Source organism: Bordetella bronchialis, assembly GCF_001676705.1.
In the GTDB taxonomy this organism is placed as follows: Bacteria; Pseudomonadota; Gammaproteobacteria; order Burkholderiales; family Burkholderiaceae_B; genus Bordetella_C; species Bordetella_C bronchialis.
Genome location: NZ_CP016170.1, coordinates 4,879,947 through 4,905,085 on the forward strand (window position 1 = coordinate 4,879,947; position 25,139 = coordinate 4,905,085).

Annotated in this window: 17 protein-coding genes; all 17 read left to right on the forward strand. The window is 68.8% G+C overall.

The genetic code is table 11. The annotated features are described in order from the left end of the window. The first annotated feature begins 20 nt into the window (after positions 1 to 20). On the forward strand, positions 21 to 539 hold the full coding sequence (gene tssB / locus BAU06_RS21435) for a type VI secretion system contractile sheath small subunit (RefSeq protein ID WP_066355212.1): 519 nt from the start codon (positions 21 to 23) through the stop codon (positions 537 to 539). Positions 540 to 542: 3 nt separating this feature from the next. Then, on the forward strand, positions 543 to 2,036 hold the full coding sequence (gene tssC, locus BAU06_RS21440) for a type VI secretion system contractile sheath large subunit (protein ID WP_066355216.1): 1,494 nt from the start codon (positions 543 to 545) through the stop codon (positions 2,034 to 2,036). A 122-nt stretch (positions 2,037 to 2,158) separates the two neighbouring features. Further along, the gene (locus BAU06_RS21445; protein ID WP_066355218.1) at positions 2,159 to 2,647 is read left to right on the forward strand and encodes an Hcp family type VI secretion system effector; all 489 of its coding nucleotides are present in this window, start codon (positions 2,159 to 2,161) and stop codon (positions 2,645 to 2,647) included. Between the two features lie 42 nt (positions 2,648 to 2,689). Then, complete coding sequence (gene tssE, locus BAU06_RS21450) at positions 2,690 to 3,109, forward strand: type VI secretion system baseplate subunit TssE (protein WP_066355223.1); 420 nt, start codon at positions 2,690 to 2,692, stop codon at positions 3,107 to 3,109. Between the two features lie 29 nt (positions 3,110 to 3,138). Next, the gene (gene tssF, locus BAU06_RS21455; RefSeq protein WP_066355229.1) at positions 3,139 to 4,863 is read left to right on the forward strand and encodes a type VI secretion system baseplate subunit TssF; all 1,725 of its coding nucleotides are present in this window, start codon (positions 3,139 to 3,141) and stop codon (positions 4,861 to 4,863) included. Beyond that, positions 4,827 to 5,891, forward strand: a complete 1,065-nt coding sequence (tssG, locus tag BAU06_RS21460) for a type VI secretion system baseplate subunit TssG (RefSeq protein ID WP_066355232.1) — start codon at positions 4,827 to 4,829, stop codon at positions 5,889 to 5,891. Before tssF ends, tssG begins: the two co-directional genes overlap by 37 nt. Continuing rightward, a complete protein-coding gene (gene tssH, locus BAU06_RS21465; protein ID WP_066355234.1) occupies positions 5,888 to 8,683 on the forward strand; it encodes a type VI secretion system ATPase TssH in 2,796 nt (931 codons plus the stop codon). Before tssG ends, tssH begins: the two co-directional genes overlap by 4 nt. Before the next feature lie 2 nt (positions 8,684 to 8,685). Then, on the forward strand, positions 8,686 to 11,145 hold the full coding sequence (locus BAU06_RS21470) for a type VI secretion system Vgr family protein (RefSeq protein ID WP_066355238.1): 2,460 nt from the start codon (positions 8,686 to 8,688) through the stop codon (positions 11,143 to 11,145). Positions 11,146 to 11,160: 15 nt separating this feature from the next. Continuing rightward, positions 11,161 to 13,605: a type VI secretion system Vgr family protein gene (locus BAU06_RS21475; RefSeq protein WP_066355240.1), complete on the forward strand. Its 2,445-nt coding sequence runs from the start codon at positions 11,161 to 11,163 to the stop codon at positions 13,603 to 13,605. Between the two features lie 4 nt (positions 13,606 to 13,609). After that, positions 13,610 to 16,237, forward strand: coding sequence for a DUF2169 domain-containing protein (locus BAU06_RS21480; RefSeq protein ID WP_066355242.1), 2,628 nt, complete (start codon positions 13,610 to 13,612; stop codon positions 16,235 to 16,237). Further along, positions 16,230 to 17,180, forward strand: a complete 951-nt coding sequence (locus tag BAU06_RS21485; RefSeq protein WP_066355246.1) for a pentapeptide repeat-containing protein — start codon at positions 16,230 to 16,232, stop codon at positions 17,178 to 17,180. The genes BAU06_RS21480 and BAU06_RS21485 overlap by 8 nt, the downstream gene beginning before the upstream one ends. A gap of 18 nt (positions 17,181 to 17,198) precedes the next feature. Then, complete coding sequence (locus tag BAU06_RS21490; RefSeq protein WP_082988391.1) at positions 17,199 to 17,906, forward strand: DUF3540 domain-containing protein; 708 nt, start codon at positions 17,199 to 17,201, stop codon at positions 17,904 to 17,906. Positions 17,907 to 17,919: 13 nt separating this feature from the next. Further along, entirely contained in the window at positions 17,920 to 18,324 is a 405-nt protein-coding gene (locus tag BAU06_RS21495; RefSeq protein WP_066355250.1) for a DUF4150 domain-containing protein, read from the forward strand. Between the two features lie 11 nt (positions 18,325 to 18,335). Further along, positions 18,336 to 19,034 (forward strand): type VI secretion system lipoprotein TssJ, encoded by a 699-nt coding sequence (gene tssJ, locus BAU06_RS21500; protein ID WP_066355253.1) that lies wholly within the window; start codon positions 18,336 to 18,338, stop codon positions 19,032 to 19,034. A 20-nt stretch (positions 19,035 to 19,054) separates the two neighbouring features. Further along, positions 19,055 to 20,449, forward strand: a complete 1,395-nt coding sequence (tssK, locus tag BAU06_RS21505; protein WP_066355257.1) for a type VI secretion system baseplate subunit TssK — start codon at positions 19,055 to 19,057, stop codon at positions 20,447 to 20,449. Between the two features lie 4 nt (positions 20,450 to 20,453). Beyond that, positions 20,454 to 21,131 carry a DotU family type IV/VI secretion system protein gene (locus tag BAU06_RS21510; RefSeq protein ID WP_066355261.1) on the forward strand — a complete coding sequence of 226 codons (678 nt, stop codon included), beginning with the start codon at positions 20,454 to 20,456 and terminating at the stop codon, positions 21,129 to 21,131. 26 nt (positions 21,132 to 21,157) lie between these two features. After that, positions 21,158 to 25,087, forward strand: a complete 3,930-nt coding sequence (locus BAU06_RS21515) for a type VI secretion protein IcmF/TssM N-terminal domain-containing protein (protein WP_066355269.1) — start codon at positions 21,158 to 21,160, stop codon at positions 25,085 to 25,087. The last annotated feature ends 52 nt before the right edge of the window (positions 25,088 to 25,139 follow it).

Below are 25,139 nucleotides of genomic sequence, written 5' to 3' on the forward strand. Positions count from 1 at the left end.
CCGAAACCCAGGAGATAAACATGGCAAATGAAGGATCGGTAGCCCCGAAGGAACGCGTCAACATCGTTTACAAGCCGGCCACCGGCGACGCGCAGGAACAGGTCGAACTGCCGCTGAAGCAGCTGGTGATCGGCGACTTCACGCTGCAGCAATCCGACACGCCGCTGGACGAGCGCAAGCCCATCCGCGTCGACAAGGACAACTTCAACGACGTGCTGAAGGCGCAGAACCTGAACCTGACGCTGTCCGTGCCCAACCGCCTGGCCGAAGGCGAAACCGACGAAGCGATGGCGGTTTCCCTGAAGTTCGAAAACATCCGCGACTTCGAGCCGGACGCCATCGTCGGCCAGGTGCCGGAGCTGCGCCAGCTGATCGAACTGCGCGAGGCCCTGAAGGCCTTGAAGGGTCCCCTGGGCAACCTGCCCGAATTCCGCAAGAAATTGCAATCGCTGATCCAGGACGAAGGCGCGCGCGAGCGGCTGCTGGGCGAACTGGGTGTGCAGGCGTCCGACGAGTCCGCGGACAAGACCAAGGAGTAAACGATGAGCCAGGAATCCCCCCAGCAACAGGCCGGCGCCGCGCCCCAGGGCGAAGCGCAGGCCGGCGGATCGCTGATCGATCAACTGATCGAGTCCACGCGCGTCAAGCCGGGTGACGAAGCCTATTCCATCACGCGCCAGGGCCTGGAAGCCTTCGTGGCCGAGCTGCTGGAACCCAGCCGTTCCCAGGAAAAGGTCAGCCAGGGCCTGATCGACGAGATGATCGCCGGTCTGGACCGCAAGCTGTGCCGGCAGGTCGACGCCATCATGCACAACGAGCAGTTCCAGAAGCTCGAATCGTCCTGGCGCTCGCTGAAGTTCCTGATCGACCGCACGGATTTCCGCGAAAACAACCGCATCGAAATCCTGAACGTGTCCAAGGAAGCGCTGTTGGAGGATTTCGAGGACGCCTCGGACATCACCCGCTCGGGCCTGTACAAGGCGGTCTACACCGCCGAATACGGCCAGTTCGGCGGCGAGCCCTTCGGCACCATCATCGGCAACTACGCTTTCAATCCAGGCGGCCAGGACATCAAGCTGCTGCAATCGATCGCCAGCGTGGCGGCGATGGCGCACACGCCCTTCATCGCCTCGGCCGGCCCGCAGTTCTTCGGCATGGACTCGTTCTCGGACCTGCCCAACCTGAAGGACCTGTCGGCGATTTTCGAGGGCCCGCAATACACCAAGTGGAATGCCTTCCGCCAGTCGGAGGACGCCCGCTTCGTCGGCCTGACCATGCCGAACTTCCTGCTGCGCGTGCCCTATGGCGACGATACCGTGCCCAGCAAGAAGTTCCGCTACAACGAGGACGTGACCGGCGGCAACAAGGACTTCCTGTGGGGCAATGCCGCCTTCGCCTTCGCCAGCCGCCTGTCGGACAGCTTCGCGCAGTACCGCTGGAGCGCCAACATCATCGGCCCGCAGGGGGGCGGCACGGTGGGCGACCTGCCCATCTACAACTACGAGGCCATGGGCGAAACGCAGACGAAGATCCCCACGGAAGTGCTGATCTCCGAACGCCGCGAATTCGAACTGGCGGAACAGGGCTTCATCGCGCTGACCATGCGCAAGAACACCGACAACGCGGCGTTCTTCTCGGCCAACTCGGTGCAGAAGCCCAAGTTCTTCGGCAACAACAAGGAAGGCAAGGAAGCGGAGCTGAACTACAAGCTCGGCACCCAACTGCCCTATATCTTCATCGTCAGCCGGCTGGCCCACTACATCAAGGTCATCCAGCGCGAAAACATCGGGACCTGGAAGGAACGCACCGACCTGGAATCCGAGCTGAACAACTGGATCCGCCAGTACGTGGCGGACATGGACAACCCGGCGCCGGGCGTGCGTAGCCGCCGTCCGCTGCGCCAGGCGGAAATTACCGTTTCGGATGTTGAAGGTGACCCGGGATGGTATCGCGTCAGTTTGAAGGTGCGCCCGCATTTCAAGTACATGGGTGCGTCTTTCACGCTGTCGCTGGTGGGCAAGCTCGACAAGAGCTGACCCCGAAGACCTACCGGAACTGGCGTGCCGGCTGCCACCGGCACGCCGCCGGTTACGTGCCACAGCACGCCTCGGTTACACGTGCGTGCCTATAGCGTCAACAACTGCAAGGAGAATTTAACATGGCTATGCCCTGCTACCTCACCCTGGAAGGCCAGAACCAAGGCAAGATCGAAGGCTCGTGCGAAATCACCGGCCACCAAGGCAAGATCCTGGTGCAAGCGGTCGATCACAACATCGAGATCCCCAAGAACCCGCAATCCGGCCTGCCCTCCGGCAAGCGCCAGCACCTGGGCATGACCCTGGTCAAGGAAATCGACAAGTCCTCGCCCAAGATCTACCAGGCCCTGTGCTCCGGCGAACAGCTCAAGACCGCGACCCTGGAGTTCTACCGCATCAGCCCCAAGGGCACGGAAGAGAAGTACTACACCATCAAGCTGGAGAACGCCGTGGTTGTCGGCACCCACCTGTGGGTCCCCAACTGCCTGCAGCCTGACAACCGCCAGCTCGGCCACATGGAAGATGTCTCGCTGACCTACGAAAAGATCACCTGGACGTGGGAACCGGACGGCATCGAATCCGAGGATTCGTGGCTGGCGCCGAAGGCCTAAGGCGCAAGGGCGGGCCCGCCGGCCCGCCCTGCCCGCACCGCCATGCGCGAACATCGGCTGCTGGAACGCATCGCCAGCCTGGGCTCCGACGACGAACGCTCGCATATCACGCGGGCGGAGATCCTGGTCGACTCCATCCTGGACCACTTGCGCCGCATCCTGAATACCCGCCAAGGCAGCGTGCCGATCGACCTGTCGTTCGGCGTGCCCGACTTCACCAACCTGGCGGGTTCGTTCAGCACCGGCACCACGGCGGAGATGATCGAAGACATGACCCGCATGATCCAGCGCTACGAGCCGCGCCTGCGGCAACCCCGCATTTCCTTCACGGAGTCCCAGGACGAAGTGCTGTCCCTGGCCTTCGCCATCTCGGGCTTCATCGCGGTCGACAACCGGGAGATCCCCGTAAGGCTGGCATCCAGCGTGGCCTCCAACGGCCGCGTATCGCTGCGCCGCCAGTAAGTACAAACCCGTCATGAGGCAGTAAGGGCATGCTGAATCGCTACTACGAACAGGAACTGGGCTATCTGCGCACGCTCGCGGCCGAATTCGCCGCCAGCAATCCCGCGCTGGCGCCGCTCCTGGGCGCGGAAAGCGCCGGCGACCCCGATGTCGAACGCCTGCTGGAAGGCGTGGCTTTCATGACCGGTCTCGTCCGCCACCGGCTGGACGACGATTTCCCCGAATTCATCCAGAACCTGGCGCAGCTGCTCTTTCCGCACATGCTGCGGCCGCTGCCCTGCATGACCATCATGCGCTACGAGCCGCGCGCCACGCTGGAAGGGCCGCTCACCATTCCCGCCGGCACGGAGTTCGCCTCCGTTCCGGTCGACGGGCAGCGCACCATTTTCCGCGCATCGTTCGCCGTCACGCTGGAACCCGTGGAACTGAAATCCGTGCAGTGGGAAGGCGGCGGCACGCGGCCGCGCTCGCTGCGCCTGCAGTTCGCGATGGTGGGCCCGGCGGCCGCCGACTGGAAGAGCGACCGGCTGCGCCTGTACCTGGGCGACAACGCCGCCGACGCCGCGCGCCTGTACCTGCTGCTGCAGCGCTACGTCAGCGAAGTGCGCATCGGCGCCGAAGGCGGCCCGGTGACCGTGCTGCCGCCCACCAGCATCGAACCCGCGGGACTGCGGCCCGACCTGGAACTGCTGCCCTGGCCGGCCGGCGCGCACCCCGCCTGGCGCGTGTTGCACGAGTACTTCGCGCTGCCGGAAAAGCTGATGTTCCTGGACCTGACCGGCCTGTCGACGTGGGCCAATCGGGGCAAGGCCACCGGCTTTTCCGTCCAGATCCTGTTCGACCAGGTGCCCGACTGGGCGCCGGCGGTGGGCCCGTCCAGTTTCGTCCTGAACGCCACGCCGGCCGCCAACCTTTTCGCGCAGGACGCCCATCCCATCCGCGTCGACCACCTGCAGCCGGACTACCGCATCCATCCGATCGCGCGCACCAACAAGGCCGTCGAGCGCATCTTTTCCGTCGACAGCGTGCGCGCCCGCGCCAGCGACGGCGCCGAACGCGACTACCATCCCTTCGCGGCTTTCCGCGGAGGCGACGACGCCTCGTACAACGTCAGCATCCGCTCGTCGGCGCTGCACCGCGACTACGACCACTACCTGAGCCTGCCCTACGCGGGCAACGAGGCGCCGCGGCCGCAGACCCTTTCGGTGCGCCTGACCTGCACCCATGGCGGCCTGCCCGAAAGCCTGCGGCTGGGGGACATCAGCGAGCCCACGGACAACTCGCCCGCGCGCATCGGCTTTCGCAATATCCATGGCGTGACGCCGCATTGCCCGCCGGTGATCGACAGCGCGCTGCTGTGGCGCGTGCTCTCGCACCTGAACGCCAATCACCTGGCGCTGGCCAGCGAAGGACAGCTGCGCGACCTGCTGTCGCTGTATATCCCGCCGCGCCAGGTGGACGCGCAGCGCAACGCCGCGGCGCGGCGCAGCATCGAATCCATCCAGAACGTCACGGTGGAACCCGCTCGGCGCATCGTGCGCGGCATGCCGGTGCAGGGCAGCGAAGTGCGCATCGAATGCCGCGGGGACCATTTCCCCGGGCCGGGCAGCCTGTTCGTCTTCGGCACGGTGCTGGACGAATTCCTGGCCGGCACGACCGCGCTCAACACCTACAGCGCGCTGACGCTGGTGGACATCGTCAATGGAGAAACGCTGAAATGGCCAGCGAAGATCGGTCGCTACCGCTTGCTGTAGCGCCCCCCGCCGGCCGCGCGGGCGCCGACGCCGACCCGCTGCTGGAGGAAGGGCATCGCTACGCGTTTTTCCAGGCCCTGCGCCTGCTGCGGCTGCGCGACTCCGACGAGGGCGCGTTCGCCCGCAATATCCGCGTGCGTCCCGCGCTGTCGCTGGCCTTTCCCGACCGCGATATCGAGACCATCGAGCGCGACGCGGCGGGCAAGTACCGCATCACGGCCAACTTCTTCGGGCTGTACGGCGTCACCTCGCCGCTACCGACCTTCTATACCGAAGACCTGATCGACCAGCACCTGGAAGGCAATTCCACGGCGCGCGATTTCCTGGACATCCTGCACGCGGCGCTTTATCCGCTGCTGTTCCGCGCCTGGGAGAAAAACCGCCTGTGGCTGGCCGTCGCCGAGCGTGGCGACCAGACGCGGCTGGACCAATTGTTCTCCCTGATCGGGCTGGGCGGCAGCCGCGTATCGCGGCGGCCCGGCGCGCGCGCCCTGCTGCCGCATGCCGGCAACTTCAACCAGTTCCCGCGGTCCGCCCTGGGCCTGCAGTCGCTGGTGTCCGGCCTGCTGGACCACCTGCCGGTGGAAGTCGAGCCCTGCGTGGCGGAGACCGTCTTCATCCCCCGCCCCGCGCGCTGCCTGCTGGACACCCAGGCCTGCGTGCTGGGCGAGGACGCGCTGCTGGGCAGCCGCATCGAGGAACGTTCGGGCGGACTGGTGATCCACGTCGGGCCGATCCCGCCGCATCGCCTGCCCGCGCTGCTGCCCGGCACGAAGCGGCACAACGACCTGGTCGACGCCATCGCGCTGTACCTGAAGACGCCGCTGCGCTGCGTGCTGGCCTTGCACGTGGCGCCGCAAGACCGCCCGGGAGCCCGCCTGGGCACCGGGTGGCATCAACTGGGCCTGGATACCTGGCTGCCGGAAGCGGATCCGGATGACGCCACCGTGCCCTGGCCGCGCTACGACGACGTATTCCTGCCGATCGACACCGAATCAACACGGATATCCGAAGGGGCTTTGCAATGATGCTGGTAGAACTGAAACCCTTGTTCGCGCGCCTGAATCCGACGTGTTCGGCGGCGCTGGAAGGCGCTGCCGGCCTGACGCTGGCGCGCAACCACTACGAGATTGCCGTCGAACACATGCTGCGCCGGCTCGTGGAAGAACCCGGCGGCGATGTTCACCGCATCCTGGCGCACTTCGACATCGATCCGCTGCGCCTGGCGGCGCAGCTGGACGAGAGCCTGGCCCAGTTGAAGAACGGCAATCCCGGCCGTCCGGTGTTCTCGGCGCTGTTGACGGAATGGGTGCAGGAATCCTGGCTGACCGCCTCGATCACGCTGGGCGAGAGCCGCGTGCGCGGCGGCGCCATGCTGCTGGCCCTGGTATCGCGCCTGAGCTACTACGGCGCGGGCACGCGCTACGCGGAGACGCTGCGGGGCATCTCGCGCGAGAAGCTGGCCGGCGATTTCGGCAGCATCGTGGACGGCTCGGCCGAAGCCAGCACGCAGATCGCCGATAGCGCCACGGCATCCGGCGGCGCGGCGCGCCCGGCCGCCGCCGGCGAAGCGGCGATCGGCCGCTTCTGCGAGGACTTCACCGCCAAGGCCGCGGCCGGCAAGATCGACCCGGTGTTCGGCCGCGACAGCGAGATCCGCCAGATGATCGACATCCTGGCGCGCCGCCGCAAGAACAATCCCATCTGCGTGGGCGAGCCCGGCGTCGGCAAGACCGCCGTGGTCGAAGGCCTGGCCCTGCGCATCGTCAACAACGACGTGCCGGACTTCCTGCGCGACACGCGGCTGCTGGGCCTGGACATGGGCCTGCTGGAAGCGGGCGCCAGCGTCAAGGGCGAATTCGAGAACCGCCTGCGCGGCGTCATCGACGAGATCAAGGGCGCGGCCCGTCCGACCATCCTGTTCATCGACGAAGCGCACATGCTGATCGGCGCCGGCGGCCAGAGCGGCGGCTCGGACGCGGCCAACCTGCTGAAGCCCGCGCTGGCGCGGGGCGAGCTGCGCACCATCGCCGCCACGACCTGGAGCGAATACAAGAAGTACTTCGAGAAAGACCCGGCGCTGGCCCGGCGCTTCCAGGTGGTCAAGCTGGACGAGCCGGACGTACCGACCGCCGTGCAGATCCTGCGCGGCCTGAAGGACCGCTACGAAGCCGCGCACGGCGTGACGGTGCGCGACGATGCGATCGTGGCGGCGGCCGAGCTGTCCGACCGCTACATCACCGGCCGCCTGCTGCCGGACAAGGCCGTGGACCTGCTCGATACCGCCGCCGCCCGCGTGCGCATCGGCCTGGGCATCAAGCCGGCCGAACTGGAAAACCTGGAAAGCCGCCTGGCCGGCCTGGAGCGGGAGCGCGAGGCCCTGGCGCGCGACGTGCGTTACGAGCCGGGCAGCCATAGCGAGCGGCTGGACGCCATCGCGCAGGAACGCGAAGACCTCGAGGCGCGCCGCGCGGCCCTGGAGGCCCGCTGGCTGGAAGAAAAAGCGGCCGCGCAGGCGGTGCTGGACCTGCGCCGGCAACTGGGCGCGGCGCAAGGCACCCCGGCCGTCAATGCGACGGCCGGCGACGGCGCGGCCGATGCCGCGCAGACCCCGCAGGCCGCCGCGAACACCGCGCAGGCCTCCGACGGGGATGCCGCCGCCAGCACCGCGGACGGCCAGGCCGGGGCCGCGCAGGACGCGGCGGCCGCGGCGCCGGCCGACATCGGCGCGCTCACCGCCCGGCTGGAAGAAGCGCGCGCCCGCCTGAAGTCCCTGCAAGGCCGCGAGCCGCTGGTCTTCATCGAGACCGATCCCGACGCCGTGGCCCGGGTGGTGTCCGACTGGACCGGCGTGCCGCTGGGCAAGATGCAGCGCGACGCCGTCAGCGGCGTGATGGCGCTGGCCGACCACGTGAAGGAACGCATACGCGGGCAGGATCATGCGGTCGACCAGATCGCCGCGGTGGTCAAGGCCGCGCAATCCGGCCTGCGCGATCCGCAGCAGCCCATGGGCGTGTTCCTGCTGGTCGGCCCCTCGGGCGTGGGCAAGACGGAAACCGCGCTGGCCATCGCCGACCAGCTGTTCGGCGGCGACCAGGCCCTGGTCTCCATCAACATGAGCGAGTTCCAGGAGAAGCACACGGTCAGCCGCCTGGTGGGTTCGCCCCCGGGCTATGTGGGCTACGGCGAAGGCGGCGTGCTGACCGAGGCCGTGCGCAAGCGCCCCTATTCGGTGGTGCTGCTGGACGAAGTGGAAAAGGCCCACCTGGACGTGGTGAACCTGTTCTACCAGGTATTCGACAAAGGCACGCTGTCCGACGGCGAGGGCCGGCTGATCGACTTCAGCAACACGGTGGTGTTCCTGACCAGCAATCTGGCCACGGAGGAGATCACGCGCCTGACGCAGGACGGACGGCCCGATCCCGACGCGCTGGCGCAGGCCATCCATCCGGTCCTGGCCAGGCACTTCAAGCCCGCGCTACTGGCCCGCATGACCGTGGTGCCCTATTACACGCTGCCGCCTTCCGAACTGGCGGGCATCGTCAATCTCAAGCTGGGCAAGCTGCAGCAGCGCCTGGCCGCGTCCAACCGCATCAAGCTGGAGTTCGCGCCGACGGTGGCCGACACCATCGCCGCGCGCTGCACCGAAGTGGACAGCGGCGCGCGCAATATCGACTTCATCCTGCGCAAGAGCCTGACGCCCGTGCTGTCCGACGCGGTGCTTTCCGCCATGGCCGAGGGCCGCAGCATCGCCGCGCTGCAGGTCGAGCCGGGCGACAACGGCGACTGGAAGGTCTCCGTGCAGGAGGAGGCCCGCTGATCATGGCCACGGGCGTCTACGACTACACCTTCCGCTGCGACACCCTGGAAGGCCTGTTGCACGGCCCGGCCGGCGCCCCCGGCCGCGTCGTGGTGACGCATTGGAGCGGCGTCGAAGCCGTCTCGCGCCCGTATCGCTTCGAGATCACATTCGCCGTGGGCCACGCCGCGCTGCCCCTGGAGAAACTGCTGGACCGCGCCGCGACGCTGACGGCGAAGATGCCCGGCGGCGGCGCCCGGCAATGGCATGGCATCGTCACGCGGGCCGGCGAGGCCGGCAGCGACGAGACGCATCGCTACTATCAGGTGGTGCTGGAGCCACGGCTGGTCCGCCTGCGCAACATGCAGTGGTCGGATATCTACCTGAAGCGCGACCTGGCCGACCTGATCAAGCAGCTGCTGGACAACGCCGGCCTGACCGACACCTATGGCGGCGACGGCGCGCCCTACGACTACCGCATCTCGGCCACGCAGCTGTCCAGGACCCGCACGGACTTCACCTGCCAGTTCGAGGAATCCTGCCTGGACTTCCTGATGCGCAGGCTCGAATACTACGGCGTCTACTTCTGGTTCGAACAGGGCAAGGACCGCGAGTCGGTGGTCTTCGCCAACGACGTGACGCAACAGCCGGCCACGCCCGACATCGCCATCCATTACCCGCGCGGCATCCTGGATCCGGACGCGCGGCACATCGCCATCCGCCGCCTGAACCGCCAGGTCGGCCTGCCGCCGCGCGCGGTGGTGCTGCACGGCCACCAGGACCACGACAACACCACCCTGACCCTGCTGAGCCGGGCCAATGTGCCGCTGCCGCCGAACGAGCGCGGCCTGGGCGAAATCCACAGCGTCGACGACCATTTCGAACAGGTCGAGGGCGACGGCAGCATATCGGGCACGACGCTGGCGCGCTGGCGCGCCCAGGAGCAGGCCTGCGGCCGCATCCGGGCCGAGGGCGAGGCCGCCACGCCGGGCCTGCGCGCGGGATGGTACCTGCAGGTTTCCGAATACCACCGCGGCAACGAAACGCACGACTACTACGTGACCGAGGTCACGCACGAAGGCTCGCAGGCCGTGGAGACGGCGCCGCGCGGCAAGGGACCTGCCTATCGCGCGGAGTTCGTGGCCCTGCCGCGCTGGCTGGACCCGGCCAAACCGTCCGAGCCCCTGCAGTTCCGGCCGCCGCGCCGCACGCCGGTGCCGGAAGTCACGCGGCTGTTGAACGGCTTCGTCGATATTTCCGATCCCCGGCAGCCCAAGCGCTACGCCCAGCCGGACGAACACGGGCGCTACAAAGTGCGCTTTCTCTTCGCGCGGCAGCGCTACGACGGCGACCAGAACTCGGCCTTCGTGCGCATGGCCACGCCCTACGCGGGCGGCGCCGCCACGCAGGGGCTGTCCAATGCCGGCATGCATTTCCCCCTGCGCGAAGGCACGGAGGTGCTGCTGGCCTTCCTGCGCGGCGACCCCGACCGGCCGGTGATCGTCGCCGCCCTGCCCAATGTCGAGGCGCCCAGTCCGGTGAACGTCGACAACGCGGGCCAGCACGTCATCGCCACGCCGGCCGGCAACAGCGTGGTGCTGGCCGATACGCGGACCGGGGGCACCGCGGACCAGCCATCCGTCAACCTGTACAGCCCCGTGGCGAATACCTCGCTGAACCTGGGCACGTCCAATACCGCCGGCGTCGCCGACGGCTTCAGCCTGCGGACCGACGGCAACGGCGATATCCACGCCGGCACCAGCATGCTGATCGAAGTGCCCGGCCACTATCGCGTATCGGCCGGCGGTACGAATGCCGAACTGTCCAACTTCCTGAGCAGCACGAAGTCGTTCGCGCCCGGCATCAGCGGCTCGACGACCGGCGGCATCGTCATGACCAACTTCGTCGGCGCCAAGCTGGACAGCGTCGGCGGCATGGCGATCAGCAACTTCCTGGGCATCAAGTCGGACACCAAGGAAGGGGCATTCTTCGACTTCACGCTGGGCTTCAAGCTGGTGGTGGACTGGAGCAAGACCTGGAAGTTCGCGCCCTTCGAGAAGAAGACCGTGGTGACGGATCTCAACGAGACCTACGTCACCGTCACCCGGACGGCGGGCACCGTCACCAACAACGTCGCCACCCAGAACGACAACCTGGGGACCGGCTCGGTGGTCGCCGCGGCAAGCTACTCGCTCGCTTCGCCCAATATCGCCTTCAGCGCGGCGGGGGCCGCGGCGGTGTCCATGAGCGCGGCCGGCTTGAACGTCATGGCGACGGCCATCAATACGGATGCCACCGCGGCCACCAGTATCAAGTCGGCCGTATCGACCACGCTGGAAGCCGGCGCGTCCAGCATGGCCCTGACGCCGGCGTCGGCCAAGATAGACGCGCCCGTGGTGGGCATCGAGACGGTGGGGGACATCGATCTGCTGTCCACCGCCGGCAGCGTCTTTATCGTCGGCCCATTGATCCAGATCGGATAACACGAAGAGGCCATCATGGCGCAAACCTACGACTACACCTTCGACTGTCCGGCGCTGCAGGCGCTGCTGCCGCCGGCCAGCGGGCCGGCGAACAGCATCGTGGTCACGCATTGGCGCGGTACCGAGGCCGTGTCCAGGCTCTATCGCTTCGATATCACCCTGGCCGTCACCCAGCCCGATCTCGCCCTGGAGAAAGTGCTGAACCAGCCGGCCACCCTGGCGGCCAGGGCGCCGGACGGCAGCACCCGCCTGTGGCACGGCATCGTCACGCAGGCCGGCGAGGACGGCCGCGACGAAACGCACTGCTATTACCAGATGACGCTGGAGCCGCGCATGGCGCGCCTGCGCAGCATGTGCTGGTCGGATATCTACCTGAAGCGCGACCTGGCCGACCTGATCAAGCAATTGCTGGGCTACGCCGGGCTGAACGAACCGTATAGCTCGGACAACGCGCCCTACGACTACCGCATCGCCGCCACCCAGCTGACGCAGACCCAGACCGACTTCGCCTGCCAGTTCGAGGAAAGCTGCCTGGACTTCCTGGCGCGCAAGCTGGAGCACTACGGCGTGTATTTCTGGTTCGAGCAGGGCGACGAGCGGGAATCGGTGGTGTTCGCCAACGATGTTTCCCAGCAGCCGGACCCGGCGGACGAGGCGGTGTGGTATCCGCGCGGCACCATCGATCCCGACGTGCACGAAATCGCCATCACGCGCCTGAAGCGGCGCGTGGGCCTGCCGCCGGACATGGTGGTGCTGCACGATTCGACCGAGCACGACAACACCACGGTGACGCTGTCCAGCCAGGCCAATGTGCCGCGGCCCGCGTCGGCCCAGCCGCTGGGAGAAATCCACAGCGCCGCCGATCACTTCCTGACCCTGAACGGCGGCGAGGGCGTCTCCGGCGACAGCCTGGCCACCTGGCGCGCGCAGGAGGCCGCCTGCGGCCGCATGCGGGTGGAAGGCGAAGCCCGCACGCCGGGCCTGCGCGCCGGCCGCTTCCTGGACGTCTCGGAATCGGTGCGCGGCGCGCGGGTCCGGCAGTATTACGTCATCGAGGTCAGCCACGAAGGCACGCAGACCCTGGAGACGCAGCCGCAGACGGAGCTGGACGCCTACCGCGCGAGCTTCGTCGCGCTGCCGCGCAACCTGGATCCCGACAACGCGTCGGATCCGCTGCAATACCGGCCGCCCCGCATTACGCCCGTCCCGCAGGTCACGCGGCTCGTCAACGGCTTCGTCGACATCGCGACGCCGGGGTCGCCGAATACCTTCGCGCGGCCGGATGCGAACGGCAATTACAAGATCCGCTTCCTGTTCACCAAGCAGCGCTACGACGGCGAGCAGAACTCCGCCTTCCTGCGCATGGCCACGCCCTATGCGGGCGGCGCGTCATCCCAGGGCCTGAAGCCCGCCGGCATGCATTTCCCGCTGCGCGAGGGCACGGAAGTATTGATCGCCTTCATCAACGGCGACCCCGACCGGCCGGTCATTGTCTCCGCCCTGCCCAACACCGAAGCACCCAGCGTGGTCAATGCCGACAACGCCGCCCATCACAGGATAGGCACGCCCGGCGGCAACACGATGGTGCTGGCCGACGCGGCGCCGGGCGGCACCGAGGGCGCGCCGGCCATCCGCCTGTACAGCCCGGTCGACGAGTCCTCGCTGAACCTGGGCACCACGGACGATCCGGAGATCGAGAGCGGCTGGCACCTGACCACGGACAACCACGGCGAGCTGTATTGCGGCGAGACCATGCTGATCGAAGTCCCCGGCCATTACCGGGTGGCGGCGGGCGGCGACATGAGCAACTTCCTCGGCTCGGAGGCGCAGGGCCTGCCGTCCGGCATCACGGCCGGCCAGAGCGGCGGCATCGTGATCGAGAACTTCCTGGGCATGAAGATCGAGAGCGTCGAGGCCATTACGGTCGAGAACTTCTTCGGCGCCAAAGCCGAAATGAACGAGGCCCTGGCCTTCGAAACGACCCTGGGCGCCAAGCTGTCGATGGAAGCGGTGTTGGCCAAGGAAATCAACCTGGTCGAAAAGAACATCCTGCACGATGCGTCCAGCCATACCAATGCCATCACGTCCTGGATCGCGGCGAAGTGGAACGGCATCCTGGCGGAGAAGACCGAAGAGGTCGGCCAGATGACCACCACGGCCCTGGAGTCCTACAAGGTCTTCACGCCCGCGCTCTGGATCGGCTCGGTGCCCGCCTCGCTGGCGCTGGAGCCGGCCGGCGCCACGCTGACCGGCATGGAAGTCACCGTGGAAGGCTCGGGCGGCGTCACGGTGAACAGCTCGGTGGCCACTACGCTGTCGGGCGGGATTTCGAAGATCGAGCTGACGTTGGCCAGCATGGCGGTGGAAGCCCCGGAATTCGCGGTCAACGCATCCGGCGGCATCGACCTGGAAACGCTGGCCGACCTGTCGATCACCGCCAGCATCATCACGATCGGATAACACGATGCGCGTATACAAGCCCGCCGACGCGATGCTGCTGCTGGGATACCAATCCCGCGGCGGCCAGCCCTCGCTCACGGTGACCGTCGGTTATTGCTGCGGCCCGGACGGCGCCACCGTGTCCGAACAGGACACCTGGGCCTGGCTGATGCCCATGTTCAAGCAGGAGCCGTTCGACCTGTCGCTGAAGAAATCGCGCGGCGGCTACGGCGTGGCGGGCGACGCCTGCGCCCCGGCGGGATCGTCCGTGACCGGGCTGACCGTGCGCGCCGGCGTGGGCGAGTTGAGCAAATCCGTGCTGGTCCAGGGCGATCGCTACTGGACGCGCGGCATTGCCGGCTGGCAGGCCAGCGCCCCCCAACCCTTCGAACGCATGCCGCTGGGCCTGGAGCGCGCCTACGGCGGCAAGGGCTGGGCGGCCAATCCGCATGGGCGCGGCCATTGCGCCGACGCGGACCAGGCCGATGGCGTCGCGCTGCCCAATATCGACCGTCCCGAAGCGCCGGTGCTGCGGCCCGCGGACACGCCGGCGCCGGCCGTGCTCGGCGTGCTGCCCCAGGGCAGCCCGGCGCTGGCGCGATGGCTGGGCAGCTTCGATGCCCGCTGGCAGCGCGAGCGCCTGCCGTGGCTGCCCGACGACACGGACCCGCGCTGGTTCGACCGCTTCGAGCAGGATCAGTGCCGCCAGGGCTATTGGCGCGGCGACGAACCCTGGTTCGCGCAGAACATGCATCCGCATCGCGCCGAAGTGCGCGGCGCGCTGCCGGGCCTGCGTCCCCGCCTTTTGATGCGCACCGATGCCGCGCCCGACCAGCGCGCCGAACTGCACCTGGACCTGGATACCGTTTGGCTCTTCCCCAACGACGAACGGGTGCTGGTGCTGTATCGCGCGGAAACCGCGGTGCGGCGGGAAGACGCGGAAGACGTGCTGGGCGTGGCCGTCTTCACCGAGAAAATGGCCGACGCACCGCAACCGCTGGAATACTGGGCGCGCCGCTGGCAGGAACATGACGAGGCGCAAGGCAAGCCCGCGCCGGCCGCCCCGCCCGGACCGGAGGCGCAGGCGCGGCTCGCGGCGGCGGCCGAGGCAACCGCCGCGGCCGCCAAGGCCGCCGAGGCGCATCGCGCCAAGATCGAGAAGACCATAGAAGAGGCGCGCAAAAGCGCCTTGGCCGAGGCCGACCAGCATATGCGCGCCTTTGGCAAGGGGCCGCTATCGGCCAAACTGGCCAAGGCCGATCCGCAAGGCGTCGCCCCGCTTCCACCCCCGCCCGTATGGCCCAAGGATCCCGTGGCCTTCAAGGCCGCCGTCCAGAAATACGTGGCCGACGCCCTGGCCGCCGGCGAGGCCGAAGTGCGCGCCAAGTGGAAGGAGTTCGGCGGCGACTTCGATGCGGCACTGGCGCGCGCCAAGGCCCAGCCGCAAGTCGAGCCCGACCCGGCCGCGGTGCTGGCCGGCCTGAAGATCTCGCCCGAGAAAAAACAGGCGCTGCTGAAGCAGTACGAGGCCTTCCAGGCCAAGATCGCCGGCGTCCAGGCGCAGGCGGCGGAGATCTCCAAAAAGGCCGAGGCCCTGCGCGCCCAGGAGCCGCCGCCCTTGCCCGTTCCCGAAGAAGGCATGCCGGCGGGCCCGCGCGCCCTGCTGGACCGCGAGACACTGCTGGCCCGCCAGGACGCCGGCGAATCGGCCGCCTGGTCCAGCCTGCTGGGACTGGACCTGTCCAACGCGGACCTGCATGGCATGGACTTGTCCAACTCGGTGCTGCGCGGCTGCATCCTGCGCGGCGCCGACCTGCGGGGCGCCAACCTGACCGGCTGCCTGATCGAAGACTGCGACCTGGACGGCGCCCAACTGACCAAGGCACGGCTGGAGCGCGTGCAATGGCGCGGCGGCAAGGCGGTCCAGGCGCAACTGGCCGGCGCCGACTTCACGCTGGCGCGCCTGGACAAGGCCGTCTTCACCCGGGCCGACCTGAGCGGCAGCACATGGACCCACGCCCAGGCCACGGGATGCGATTTCGAAAAGGCCGTCCTGCGCCAGGCGCAGGGGCGCGAGCCGCGCTTCAAGGCCTGCCGCTTCGCCGCCGTGGACGCCACGGAAAGCCGCTTCCCCAAGGCCCTGTTCGATGCCTGCATCCTGCAGGACGCCACCCTGGACGGGGCGGCGCTGGACGGCGCCACCCTGACGGCCTGCCAGGCCGGCGGCGCGCGTTTCGACGGTGCCCGCATGGCGGGACTGCGCACGCTCAAGGGCACCAGCCTGCGCCAGGCCAACCTGAACCGGGCCCAGCTGGACCGCGCGGTCCTGCAGGACACCGACCTGGGTCAGGCAACCCTGCGCGAGACCCATATGGACCGGGGATTTCTCAAGAACTGCGACCTGTCGGGCACCGACGCCTGGCACCTGGTCGCGCGGACGTGCGATTTCACCGGCAGCCGCATCGTGCAGGCCAGCTGGCGCGGCGCGAACCTGATGCAGGCCCGCCTGCGCCAGGTCCTGCTGCAGGACGTCGACCTGACGGGCGCCAACCTGCACGCCGCCGACACCCGCACCGCCACCGCACAGGGGGTGAAACTGGAACAGGCACTGCTGACGCGCTGCCGGCTACTCGAGGACTACGCCCGTGGGTAAGGCCGAGCAGAACCGCAACCCGCTGCTGGAGGCCCTGCGTGCCGGCGAGATCCTGGCGCCCGACGCATTGGCGGGCGCCGACCTGCGCAATGCCGACCTGTCCGGACTGCGGCTGGCCAACCTGGATGCCCGCGGCGCCCGCTTCGACGGCGCCGACATGCGGCGCACGATCTGGGCGCGCTGCCGGCTGGACGAAACCAGCATGGACGGCGCCGCACTGGAAGGCGCGTCCTTTACCGCCTGCCGCGGCGACGCCGTCTCCATGCGCGAGGCCAAGCTGACCAAGGTGTGGATGAAGGACTGCGTGTGGCAGAACGCCGATTTCCACCTGGCCGAACTGGCCCGGCTGGCGGCGCAGAACACCGCCTTCCCCGGCGCCAAATTGAAGACCGCCAAAATGGACAAGGCCTGGCTGTCCGAGTGCGACCTTTCCGGCCTGGACCTGGCGGGCGCCGCATGGCAACAGAGCCACCTGCCCGACAGCAAGCTGGCCGGCGCGTCGCTGGCGGGCGCCATCCTGGCCCAGTGCTCTTTCAACCGGGCGCATGCGCCGCAAGCCGACTTCACCGGCATCACCGCGCCCGGCGTGTCCTTCTACAGCGCCGTGCTGGAGAACGCCCGTTTCGACGGCGCGGTGCTGGACGGCGCGATCTTCGACCAGGCGCGGCTGGACCGCGCCAGTTTCGCCCGCGCGTCGCTGCAGGGCGCCCGGTTCCACGCCGCCACGTCGGTGGGGATTTCCTTCGGCGCCACCAAGCTGGTGGACGCGGACCTGTCGCACCTGCGCGCGGCCCATGCCGACTTCGGCCGGGCCGACATGACCGGCGCCCGCCTGCACGCCGCCGACCTGCCCGATGCCTCGTGGCGCGAAACCGTGCTGGAAAACGTGCGCCGCGACGACCCCGAATTGCGTGCCGCCGAATTGTGGCGGCCCCCCGTTTAACTCTTGATCGGATATGCCATGAATTCTCTCAACGCAGCGCTTCGATCCGAGATCCCCGGTCCGGCCGGCACGGCCCCGGCCCCCGCCACGACGCCGGCCTATGGGCCCGGCGCCCGCATGTACCACGCGCGCCTGGTGATGCGCGACGGCGCGCGCTATGGCGCGCTGACCGAGGAAGGCGCCTCGTGGGTCACGGCCGCGGCGGGCTGCCTGCTGCAGCCGGAAGTCGGCGACCTGGTGCTGCTCAGCGTGGCCGCCGGCCAGGGCTACATCCTGACCGTGCTGGAACGCGGCACGCCCGAGTCCATCGCCTGCATCGAAATTCCCGGCAGCCTGCGCCTGTCGGTGCCGGACGGCCGCCTGGAGGTCCAGGCGCGGCAAGGCGTGGCGCTGGACGCCGGCGACGCGCTGTCGCTGCGCGCGCAATCGGCCACCGCCGCCTTCGACCGCGCCGAAGTCGCCAGCGAGTCCCTGCGCCTGGCCGGCCAGGACATGCATACATGCTGGACCACGCGCACCGACGTCAGCGGCACCCGCCTGGATATCGCCACGCGCGGCGAGACCCACCTGGCCCAGAGCGTGCGCCGCATCGCCGGGCACGAGGACGTCAGCGCGGGTTCGCTGCGCCAGACGGTGGACGAGGACTGGTCCGTGCAGGCCGCGACGGCGGACCTGAAAGCGCGCGACCGGGTCGCCATCGACGCCGGCTCGGTGCAGATAGGCTGAAGGAGCGCCCATCATGTTCATGCTCAATACCGCCGGCGCCATGTGCACCGCCACCGTGCCCGACGTCTGCCTGACGCCCGCGGCGCCGTCTCCCATACCGGTGCCCTATCCCAATATCGCCACGACCGATATGGCGAACCCCGGCACCATCGTCGAGAACGTGCTGGTGTGCGGCATGCCGGCGCTGAACCAGTCTTCCGTCGTCATGCTGAGCAACGGCGACCAGGGCGGCACGGCCGGCGGCGGCGTGGCCTGCGGCCAGATCATGGGCGAGGCCGCCTTCGTCACCGGCAGCCCCACCGTCATGGTGGGCGGGCCGCCCGGCGTGCGCCTGACCTGCATGACGACACAGAATTCCAACAACACCATGGGCCTGGTGGCGGCGCCCAGCCAGACCGTGGTCCTGCTGCTAGGTTGAACAGGCTCGCCATGACGCTTACCCGCACCCTGAACCGCCTCGTGCCCGCCCTGCTGTGCGGCATCGCGCTGTCTTCTTGCAGCTCTTTGAACAGCATGATGGGCGGCAATTCCGAATCCGACGCGCTGAAGGCCATGAAATGGACCTACGCCGGCGACGGCGTGCAGATCGCCGTGACGGCCGATCCCAGGCTGAACCAGTCCAACGGCCAGCCGCACACGCTGGCCATGACCGTCGTGCAGATGGAAGACCCCAGCGTCTTCGCGCCGTATGCCAGCAGCTCGTCCAAGATGTCGGCCCTGCTGCTGGCCGATGCGCCGCCGCCTGGCCTGCTGGCGCTGAACCGCCTGTTCATCACGCCGAGCGAGAACCAGACCGTCACCCTGCCGCGCGTCGAAAAAGCGCAGTACGTGGGGCTGGTCACCGGCTACTACCATCTGGACCCGGCGCGCAGCGCGCGCCTGTACCAGGTCGGCGTGGAGGTCGATTCCAGCGGCATCGTGATCAAGACACGCAATGCGTCGCCGGAACCGCTCAAGATCGACCTGCGCCTGGGCCCCGACGGCATCGAGGAATCGCCCGGCACCCGCACGCCGCCCGTCGAACCGGTGCGGCCCAAGGGCGGCGAAGTCTCGCCGCCGATCGCCAAGCCCGCGCAACCCGCATCCGGCATCGCGCCGCCCGCGCCCGCGACGGCGCCGTCCAAATAACCCGAACCGCACACCCACCGATGGCTACGTATCTGAAACAACCGCTGTACTGGCACCAGGGGCTTTTCCTGCAGCCCCATCATTTCCAGTACCAGGACGCCTGGACCGAGCGCATGCTGGCGCGGCAGGTGGAATTGACCATGCCCTGGTACTGGGGCTTCGGCGCGCTGGAAATCAACGAAACGGCGCTGGGCGCGCGCGAGGTGGTCATCGACCACATGGCGCTGCGCTGGCGCGACGGCACGCTGACGGAAATCCCCGGCAACGCCCGCATCGAATCGCGCCGCTTCGAACTGGCGGACTTCTCCCAGGGCGCGCGCACGCTATACGTGGGCCTGCGCCGGCACATCGAGGACCAGTCCAATGTGCTGAAGTACGAGAACCTGGACGATGCCGTGCAGGCGGACGCGCGGCTGGTGGTGCCGGCCGATCCGCAGGAGGTCCCCGACCGCTACACCAGCGGTCCGACCGGCCGGGTCACGCTGATGACCTATGTGCTGCGGCTGTTCTGGGAAGAGGAAATCAACGACCTCAGCGACTACGACGTCATGCCGGTCGCCCGGCTGGAACAGGACGGCGAGATCGTGCGCCTGGCGCCGCGCTTCGTGCCACCCTGCCTGAACCTGGCGGCGTCGCGGCCCCTGCAACTGATGATGATGGAGCTGCGCGACGAAGTCATCGGCCGCGCGCGCCAGCTGGAGGTCTTCAAGCAGCCGGTGGCCGGCCGCTCCGGCGAGGACGGCCAGTTCGCGCCGCTGCTGGCGCTGTCGGTGCTGAACCGCTACGGTCCGCAGATCACCCACCTGGTCGAAGCGCGCCAGACGCATCCGTGGACCATCTATGGCGTGCTGCGCCAGCTGGCCGGGGAACTCAGCACCTTCTCGGAATTCTGCGACCTGCTGGGCGAAACCCGCGACAACCAGCAGCTGGTGCGGCCCTACAAGCACACCGACCTGGGCCCGTCCTTCATGGGCGTGCTGGACCTGATCCGCCGCCTGTTGAACGAAATCACTATCGGGCCGGAGATGCTGGTGCACTTCGAACAGGACGGCGCGACCGGCAACCTGTTCCGCGCGGACATGCCGCCATCCTTCTTCGGCCCGCGCCATCGCTACTACATCATGGCCCGCAGCAGCCTGGATCCCAAGGCCCTGGCCGAGTCCGTCATGCTGGAAGCCAAGCTGGGCACGCCCGACCAGATCGAGACCCTGGTCACGCGCTCGCTGCCGGGCGTGGAGGTCATGCCCCTGCAGACACTGCCGCTGGGCATGCCGCGGCGCGCGGGCAGCGCCTACTTCCGCATCGAGAGCCTGTCGGAAGCGTGGGACGCCGTGGTGCACGACGGGCGGCTGTCGCTCTTCCTGCCCGACTCGCCCGCCGACCTGCGGCTGGAACTGATCGTCATCAAAGGATAGAACCGTGCGGCTCAGCAATATCTGGGTTTCCTCCATGGAACAGGCCAGGGCCGCCATCAACGGCCCCACCGCCAATCAGGACGCGGCGGCGGTCGCCGAACAGCTGAAGGCCTCGCTGGACGCGGCGGTCGCGCGCGCGCAGTCCGGCGGCTATACCGCCGCCGAAGTGCAGGCCAGCCTGTTCGCGGTGGTGGCATGGATAGACGAACTCGCCATGTCGCGGGAATGGGCGGGCGGCGCCACCTGGCGCCTGGCGCCCCTGCAGCGCCACTACTTTTCCACCACGCGGGCCGGCGCCGAATTCTTCGAGAAACTCGAAGCCCTGCCCGACCAGGCCATCGAAGTGCGCGAGGTCTACGGCCTGGCGCTGCTGGCGGGCTTCAGCGGGCGCTATACGCACCGCCCGCCCGGCGAGCTGGCCGCCTACCGGTCGGCGCTGCTGGCGCGCATCGCCGACGAGCGCCAGATGGCGCCGCTGGACCCGGACCTGCCGCTGTTTCCGCAGGCCGGCGGACGCCGCGCCCGCTCGCCGCAATACCGCCGCGGCCTGGCGCCTTCGCTGGTGACTTTCATTCTTATCGTGCTGCCGCTGTGCGCGCTGCTGGGCCTGTACCTGTACCTGGACTACGGCGTGGCCACCGACGCGGCCGGCTTTGTCGCTTCCGGCCGAACCGGCTCCTGACCTGAACGCTTACGCTGCTTGCCGCAATGATCAAAAAACTGCTTGTCGTCATCGCCTGGTTGCTGGGCCTGCTGCTGCTGGCGCTGGGATGCTGGGTGCTGGGCCTGTACCAGGGCTGGCCGCTGTGGCGTTCCGTCGCGCTGTTCCTGGGCGTCATCGTCGGCCTCTGGCTGCTGTGGTGGCTGCGCGGCCGCTGGCTGGCCTGGCGGCTGCGGCGGCGGCTGGCCCGCCCCGTGGGCACCACCACCGTCAGCACCGCGCGGCTGGACGCCGATTGGCGCGCCGGCCTGGCGGCCCTGAAGCAGTCGCGGCTGTCGCGCTTCGGCTCGCCGCTGTACGTGCTGCCGTGGTACCTGATACTGGGCCCGCGCGACGCGGCCAAGGACGAACTGCTGCGCCGCGTGGCCGGCACCGCGCCCGTGCAGGGCCAGGGCGACGACCCGGCCGTGCTGCAATGGTGGCTGCTGCGCAATGGCGTCGTGCTCGATCCCACGGCCGAAATGCCCGACGAGCAACAGGCGCCCGACTCCCCGCAGTGGCGGCGCCTGCTGCACTGGATGATGCGCACCCGCCGGCGCGAGCCGCTGAACGGCCTGATCCTGGCCTTCAACGCGGTCTGGCTGGCCGACGGCACCGACGCCGAACTGAACGAGGCCGGCCAGGGCCTGCGCAAGCGACTGGACGAACTCACCCGCATCTACGACGCCCGCATCCCGGTCTACATCGTGCTGACCGGCTGCCAGGCCATCCCCGGCTTTTCCGCCTGGGCCGCATCGCTGGGCCCCGACGTGACGCGCCACGCCATGGGCTACCAGAACGCCACGCCCAACGCCAGCGTGACCCAGTTCATCAGCGATGCCTTCAACAGCATCGTGCATCGCATGTTCGACCTGCGCGTGCTGCAGGGCGTGCACGGCCTGCCCGCGGCGGACGCCTTCGCGCTGCCCGAACGCATGGCGCCCCTGGCCAAGCAATTGGCCAAGGTCCTGCGTTCGGCCTTCCAGCCCACGCCCTACGCCGAAACGCCGCTGATGCGAGGGCTGTTCCTGACCGGCCAGGCGCCGGGCAGCGACCGCGGCCAGCCCGGCTGGTTCAGCCCCGGCCTTTTCCATAGCGCGCTGCCGGCCCAGCGGCACGCATGGCGTCCGGTCGAACGCTGGCGCATCTGGCGCCGCGTGCTGCGCCATGCCGTGGTCATCGCCTGGCTGGCCGCCTGCGTCGGCGTCGGCATCTTCCTGATCCATGCGGGCAACACCGCGCGCGAGGAGATCCGCGTCGCGGCCGCGCAAGGCTACGGCGACCCGGATTTCTCCGGCCCGATGTCGGGCGATCTGCACGCCTTGCAGGGCGAGCGCGCCGCCATCCACGCGCTGCGCGCCCGTCCCGCCTGGCAGCAGCGCTGGATGCCGTTCCAGTGGCGCGTCAATACGGTGGAACGCGCGCTGATGACCCGCTTCGTCGGCCAGTTCCACCGCGAGGTCATCGCCGCCGACCTGGATCCCCTGCTGATCAAGAGCCTGCCGCAACTGGCCAACGGCCAGAACGACACCCTGCTCGCGGCCTGGGCGCAGACCCTGGTGCGCCGCCTGAACCTGCTGGACGCGGCGCTCAAGGGCCAGGACGTGTACGCGTTGCCGGCGCCGGGCAGCGAACTGCCGGTGCTGCTGGCCAGCGCGCACCAGACCCTGGGCGATCCCATGGACGGCATCCTGCTGGGAGACATGTATCGCGACTACCTGACCTGGCAAGGCAACCGGCAACTGCTGCAGGACGAATCGCGCGGCTTGCGCCAGGTGCTGGCCAGCCTGGGCCTGACGGACCGCACGACGCGCTGGATCTACGCCTGGGTGGACATGCAGGGCAGCCTGAAGCCGGTGCGCATGACGGACTTCTGGGACATCCCCGATCGTCCCGGCCTGCCCATCATTCCCGCCGCGCTGACGCCGGAGGGCGAGCGCGCCGCTTCCGGCTTCCTGGACGAACTGGGACGCGCCACCGGCGATACCGCCGAGTGGGCGGCGCGCCGCCGCGAATTCCAGCAGCACTACCAGAGCGCCGGCCTGGAAGCCTGGTTCGAGTTCGCCGACGTCTTCCCCCACGTGCCGGACCTGCTGCCCGACGGCGCCTCGCGCCGCGCGGTCATGTCCATCCTGCTGACCCGCAACGACCCCTATCTGCGCCTGATGCGCCAGCTGGCCGCGGTGGGCGACCGCCTGCCGCTGGGCACGCGTCCCGACTGGATCGTGCAGGCCTCCAAGCTGGACGCCTTGAACGGGCTGGCCTATGCCGATCCGGCGGCCGGCGCCTTGCAGGAAGTCGGCGTGGTGCAGCGTTTCGGCGGCGAGGTCATCAAGGCGCTGCCCCAGGGCGGCTCGCTGAACCAGGGCCTGAACCAGCTGAAGAACGACAGCGCCGCGCTGCAACTGCTGCAGGCTTACCGCAAGGGCGTACGCGACACCATCACGCCGCTGCAGCAGGGCGACGGCACGGCGATGAAGGCCGCGGTGGAAATCTGGTCCTATGGCCACGATCCCAATGTGAAGAACGTGCCGCTGATCGATGCGAAGACGGCCCTGGATACCCTGCACAAGCAGCAGGGCGCATTGGGCACCCGCACCCATGTGGTGTGGGATATCGCCGGGGGCCCGCTGGACTTCGTGCTGGACTACGCGGCGCGCAGTGCCGGCTGCCGCCTGCAGCAGCAATGGGAGAACACGGTGCTCAGCGCGGTCCAGGGCGTGAGCGATGCGGAGCTGGCCAACCAGTTGCTGTATGGCGAACGCGGCCAGGTCAAGGCCTTCATGGACGGCGACGTCAAGTACTTCGTGGACCAGGATGCCGTGCGCTTCCAGGCCCGCGCGGCCGACGACAAGAAGGTGCCCCTCAACGGACAGTTCTTCGCCTTCGCCAGCATGACGCAACTGCGCCAGGTGGCGCTGGCGACGCAGCAGCTGCAATCGAAGCGCTCGGCCGACGAGGCGCAGGCGTTGACGCAGCAGCAGGCGGAACTGGAAAAGCAGATCGCCAAGCTGCAGGCGACGACCGGCACGGTGACGCTGAACACCGTGCCGCCGCAGACCAACCCGACCGCGCAGGTGCTGCCGCTCAGCGTGACGCTGAGCCTGCAATGCGCCAGCGGCACGCTCACGCTGGAAAACCTCAACTTCCCGAACAGCGGCGTCTTCCCGTGGTCCATGCAGACCTGCGGCGACACGACCCTGCGCATCCACTACGCGAACTTCGACCTGACGCGGCAGTGGACGGGCGCGCAGGGTTTCGTGGACTTCCTGCGCGAGTTCGCCAGCGGACAGCGGCGCTATACGCCCGCCGACTTCCCCGACCAAAGGGACGATATGACGCGGGCCGGCATCCAGTACCTGGTGGTGACCTATCGCCAGCAGGGCCAGGCGCCGCTGGTGGGCGCGTTCTCGCAGGCCGCGACGCTGGGCTCGCAGATGGAAGGCATCAAGGCGCGCCTGGCGCTGCTGCAGCCGGGCACGGCGCCGGGCTCGACCATGCCGCCGCCGGCGTCGGCGCCCAGCGTGCCGCAACGCATCGTCGCCTACTGCATGGGGCCGGTGAACGACATCGGGCCCGATCTTGCGCCGCCGCCGCCCCCCGTCATCCCCGTGCCCACGGCGCCGCCGCGCACCGCGACGCCCGCGCCGGCGCCGCATCCGCGGCGTAGCGCGCCGCCGCCGCCTGCGCCCAAGCCGGCGGCCGCCAGCGGCCCCTACGCCGTGCAGGTGGGGATCTTCGCCCACCCGGAGTCGGTGCTGGATGCCTTGAAGAAGAACGGCTATGCGGTGCAGGATTCGGCCATCACCATCAAGGGCGAGGCCTACCGGCAGATACGCGCGGTGGGCTACGCCAACCGCGATGCCGCCGACAGCGCGGCGGAGAAGATCGGCGGCCTGCTGCGGCTCAAGCCGGTGGTGATCAGCCTGGACGAATAGCGCGGGACATGCGGGCGCGCCGGCCGGGCCCCGCCCGGCGTGCCCGCGGCAT

What these genes read in the sequence shown, in the direction of transcription:
- tssB (WP_066355212.1), top strand. Translation starts at nt 21, where the DNA reads ATGGCAAATGAAGGATCGGTAGCCCCGAAGGAACGCGTCAACATCGTT.
- tssC (WP_066355216.1), top strand. Translation starts at nt 543, where the DNA reads ATGAGCCAGGAATCCCCCCAGCAACAGGCCGGCGCCGCGCCCCAGGGC.
- BAU06_RS21445 (WP_066355218.1), top strand. Translation starts at nt 2,159, where the DNA reads ATGGCTATGCCCTGCTACCTCACCCTGGAAGGCCAGAACCAAGGCAAG.
- tssE (WP_066355223.1), top strand. Translation starts at nt 2,690, where the DNA reads ATGCGCGAACATCGGCTGCTGGAACGCATCGCCAGCCTGGGCTCCGAC.
- tssF (WP_066355229.1), top strand. Translation starts at nt 3,139, where the DNA reads ATGCTGAATCGCTACTACGAACAGGAACTGGGCTATCTGCGCACGCTC.
- tssG (WP_066355232.1), top strand. Translation starts at nt 4,827, where the DNA reads ATGGCCAGCGAAGATCGGTCGCTACCGCTTGCTGTAGCGCCCCCCGCC.
- tssH (WP_066355234.1), top strand. Translation starts at nt 5,888, where the DNA reads ATGATGCTGGTAGAACTGAAACCCTTGTTCGCGCGCCTGAATCCGACG.
- BAU06_RS21470 (WP_066355238.1), top strand. Translation starts at nt 8,686, where the DNA reads ATGGCCACGGGCGTCTACGACTACACCTTCCGCTGCGACACCCTGGAA.
- BAU06_RS21475 (WP_066355240.1), top strand. Translation starts at nt 11,161, where the DNA reads ATGGCGCAAACCTACGACTACACCTTCGACTGTCCGGCGCTGCAGGCG.
- BAU06_RS21480 (WP_066355242.1), top strand. Translation starts at nt 13,610, where the DNA reads ATGCGCGTATACAAGCCCGCCGACGCGATGCTGCTGCTGGGATACCAA.
- BAU06_RS21490 (WP_082988391.1), top strand. Translation starts at nt 17,199, where the DNA reads ATGAATTCTCTCAACGCAGCGCTTCGATCCGAGATCCCCGGTCCGGCC.
- BAU06_RS21495 (WP_066355250.1), top strand. Translation starts at nt 17,920, where the DNA reads ATGTTCATGCTCAATACCGCCGGCGCCATGTGCACCGCCACCGTGCCC.
- tssJ (WP_066355253.1), top strand. Translation starts at nt 18,336, where the DNA reads ATGACGCTTACCCGCACCCTGAACCGCCTCGTGCCCGCCCTGCTGTGC.
- tssK (WP_066355257.1), top strand. Translation starts at nt 19,055, where the DNA reads ATGGCTACGTATCTGAAACAACCGCTGTACTGGCACCAGGGGCTTTTC.
- BAU06_RS21515 (WP_066355269.1), top strand. Translation starts at nt 21,158, where the DNA reads ATGATCAAAAAACTGCTTGTCGTCATCGCCTGGTTGCTGGGCCTGCTG.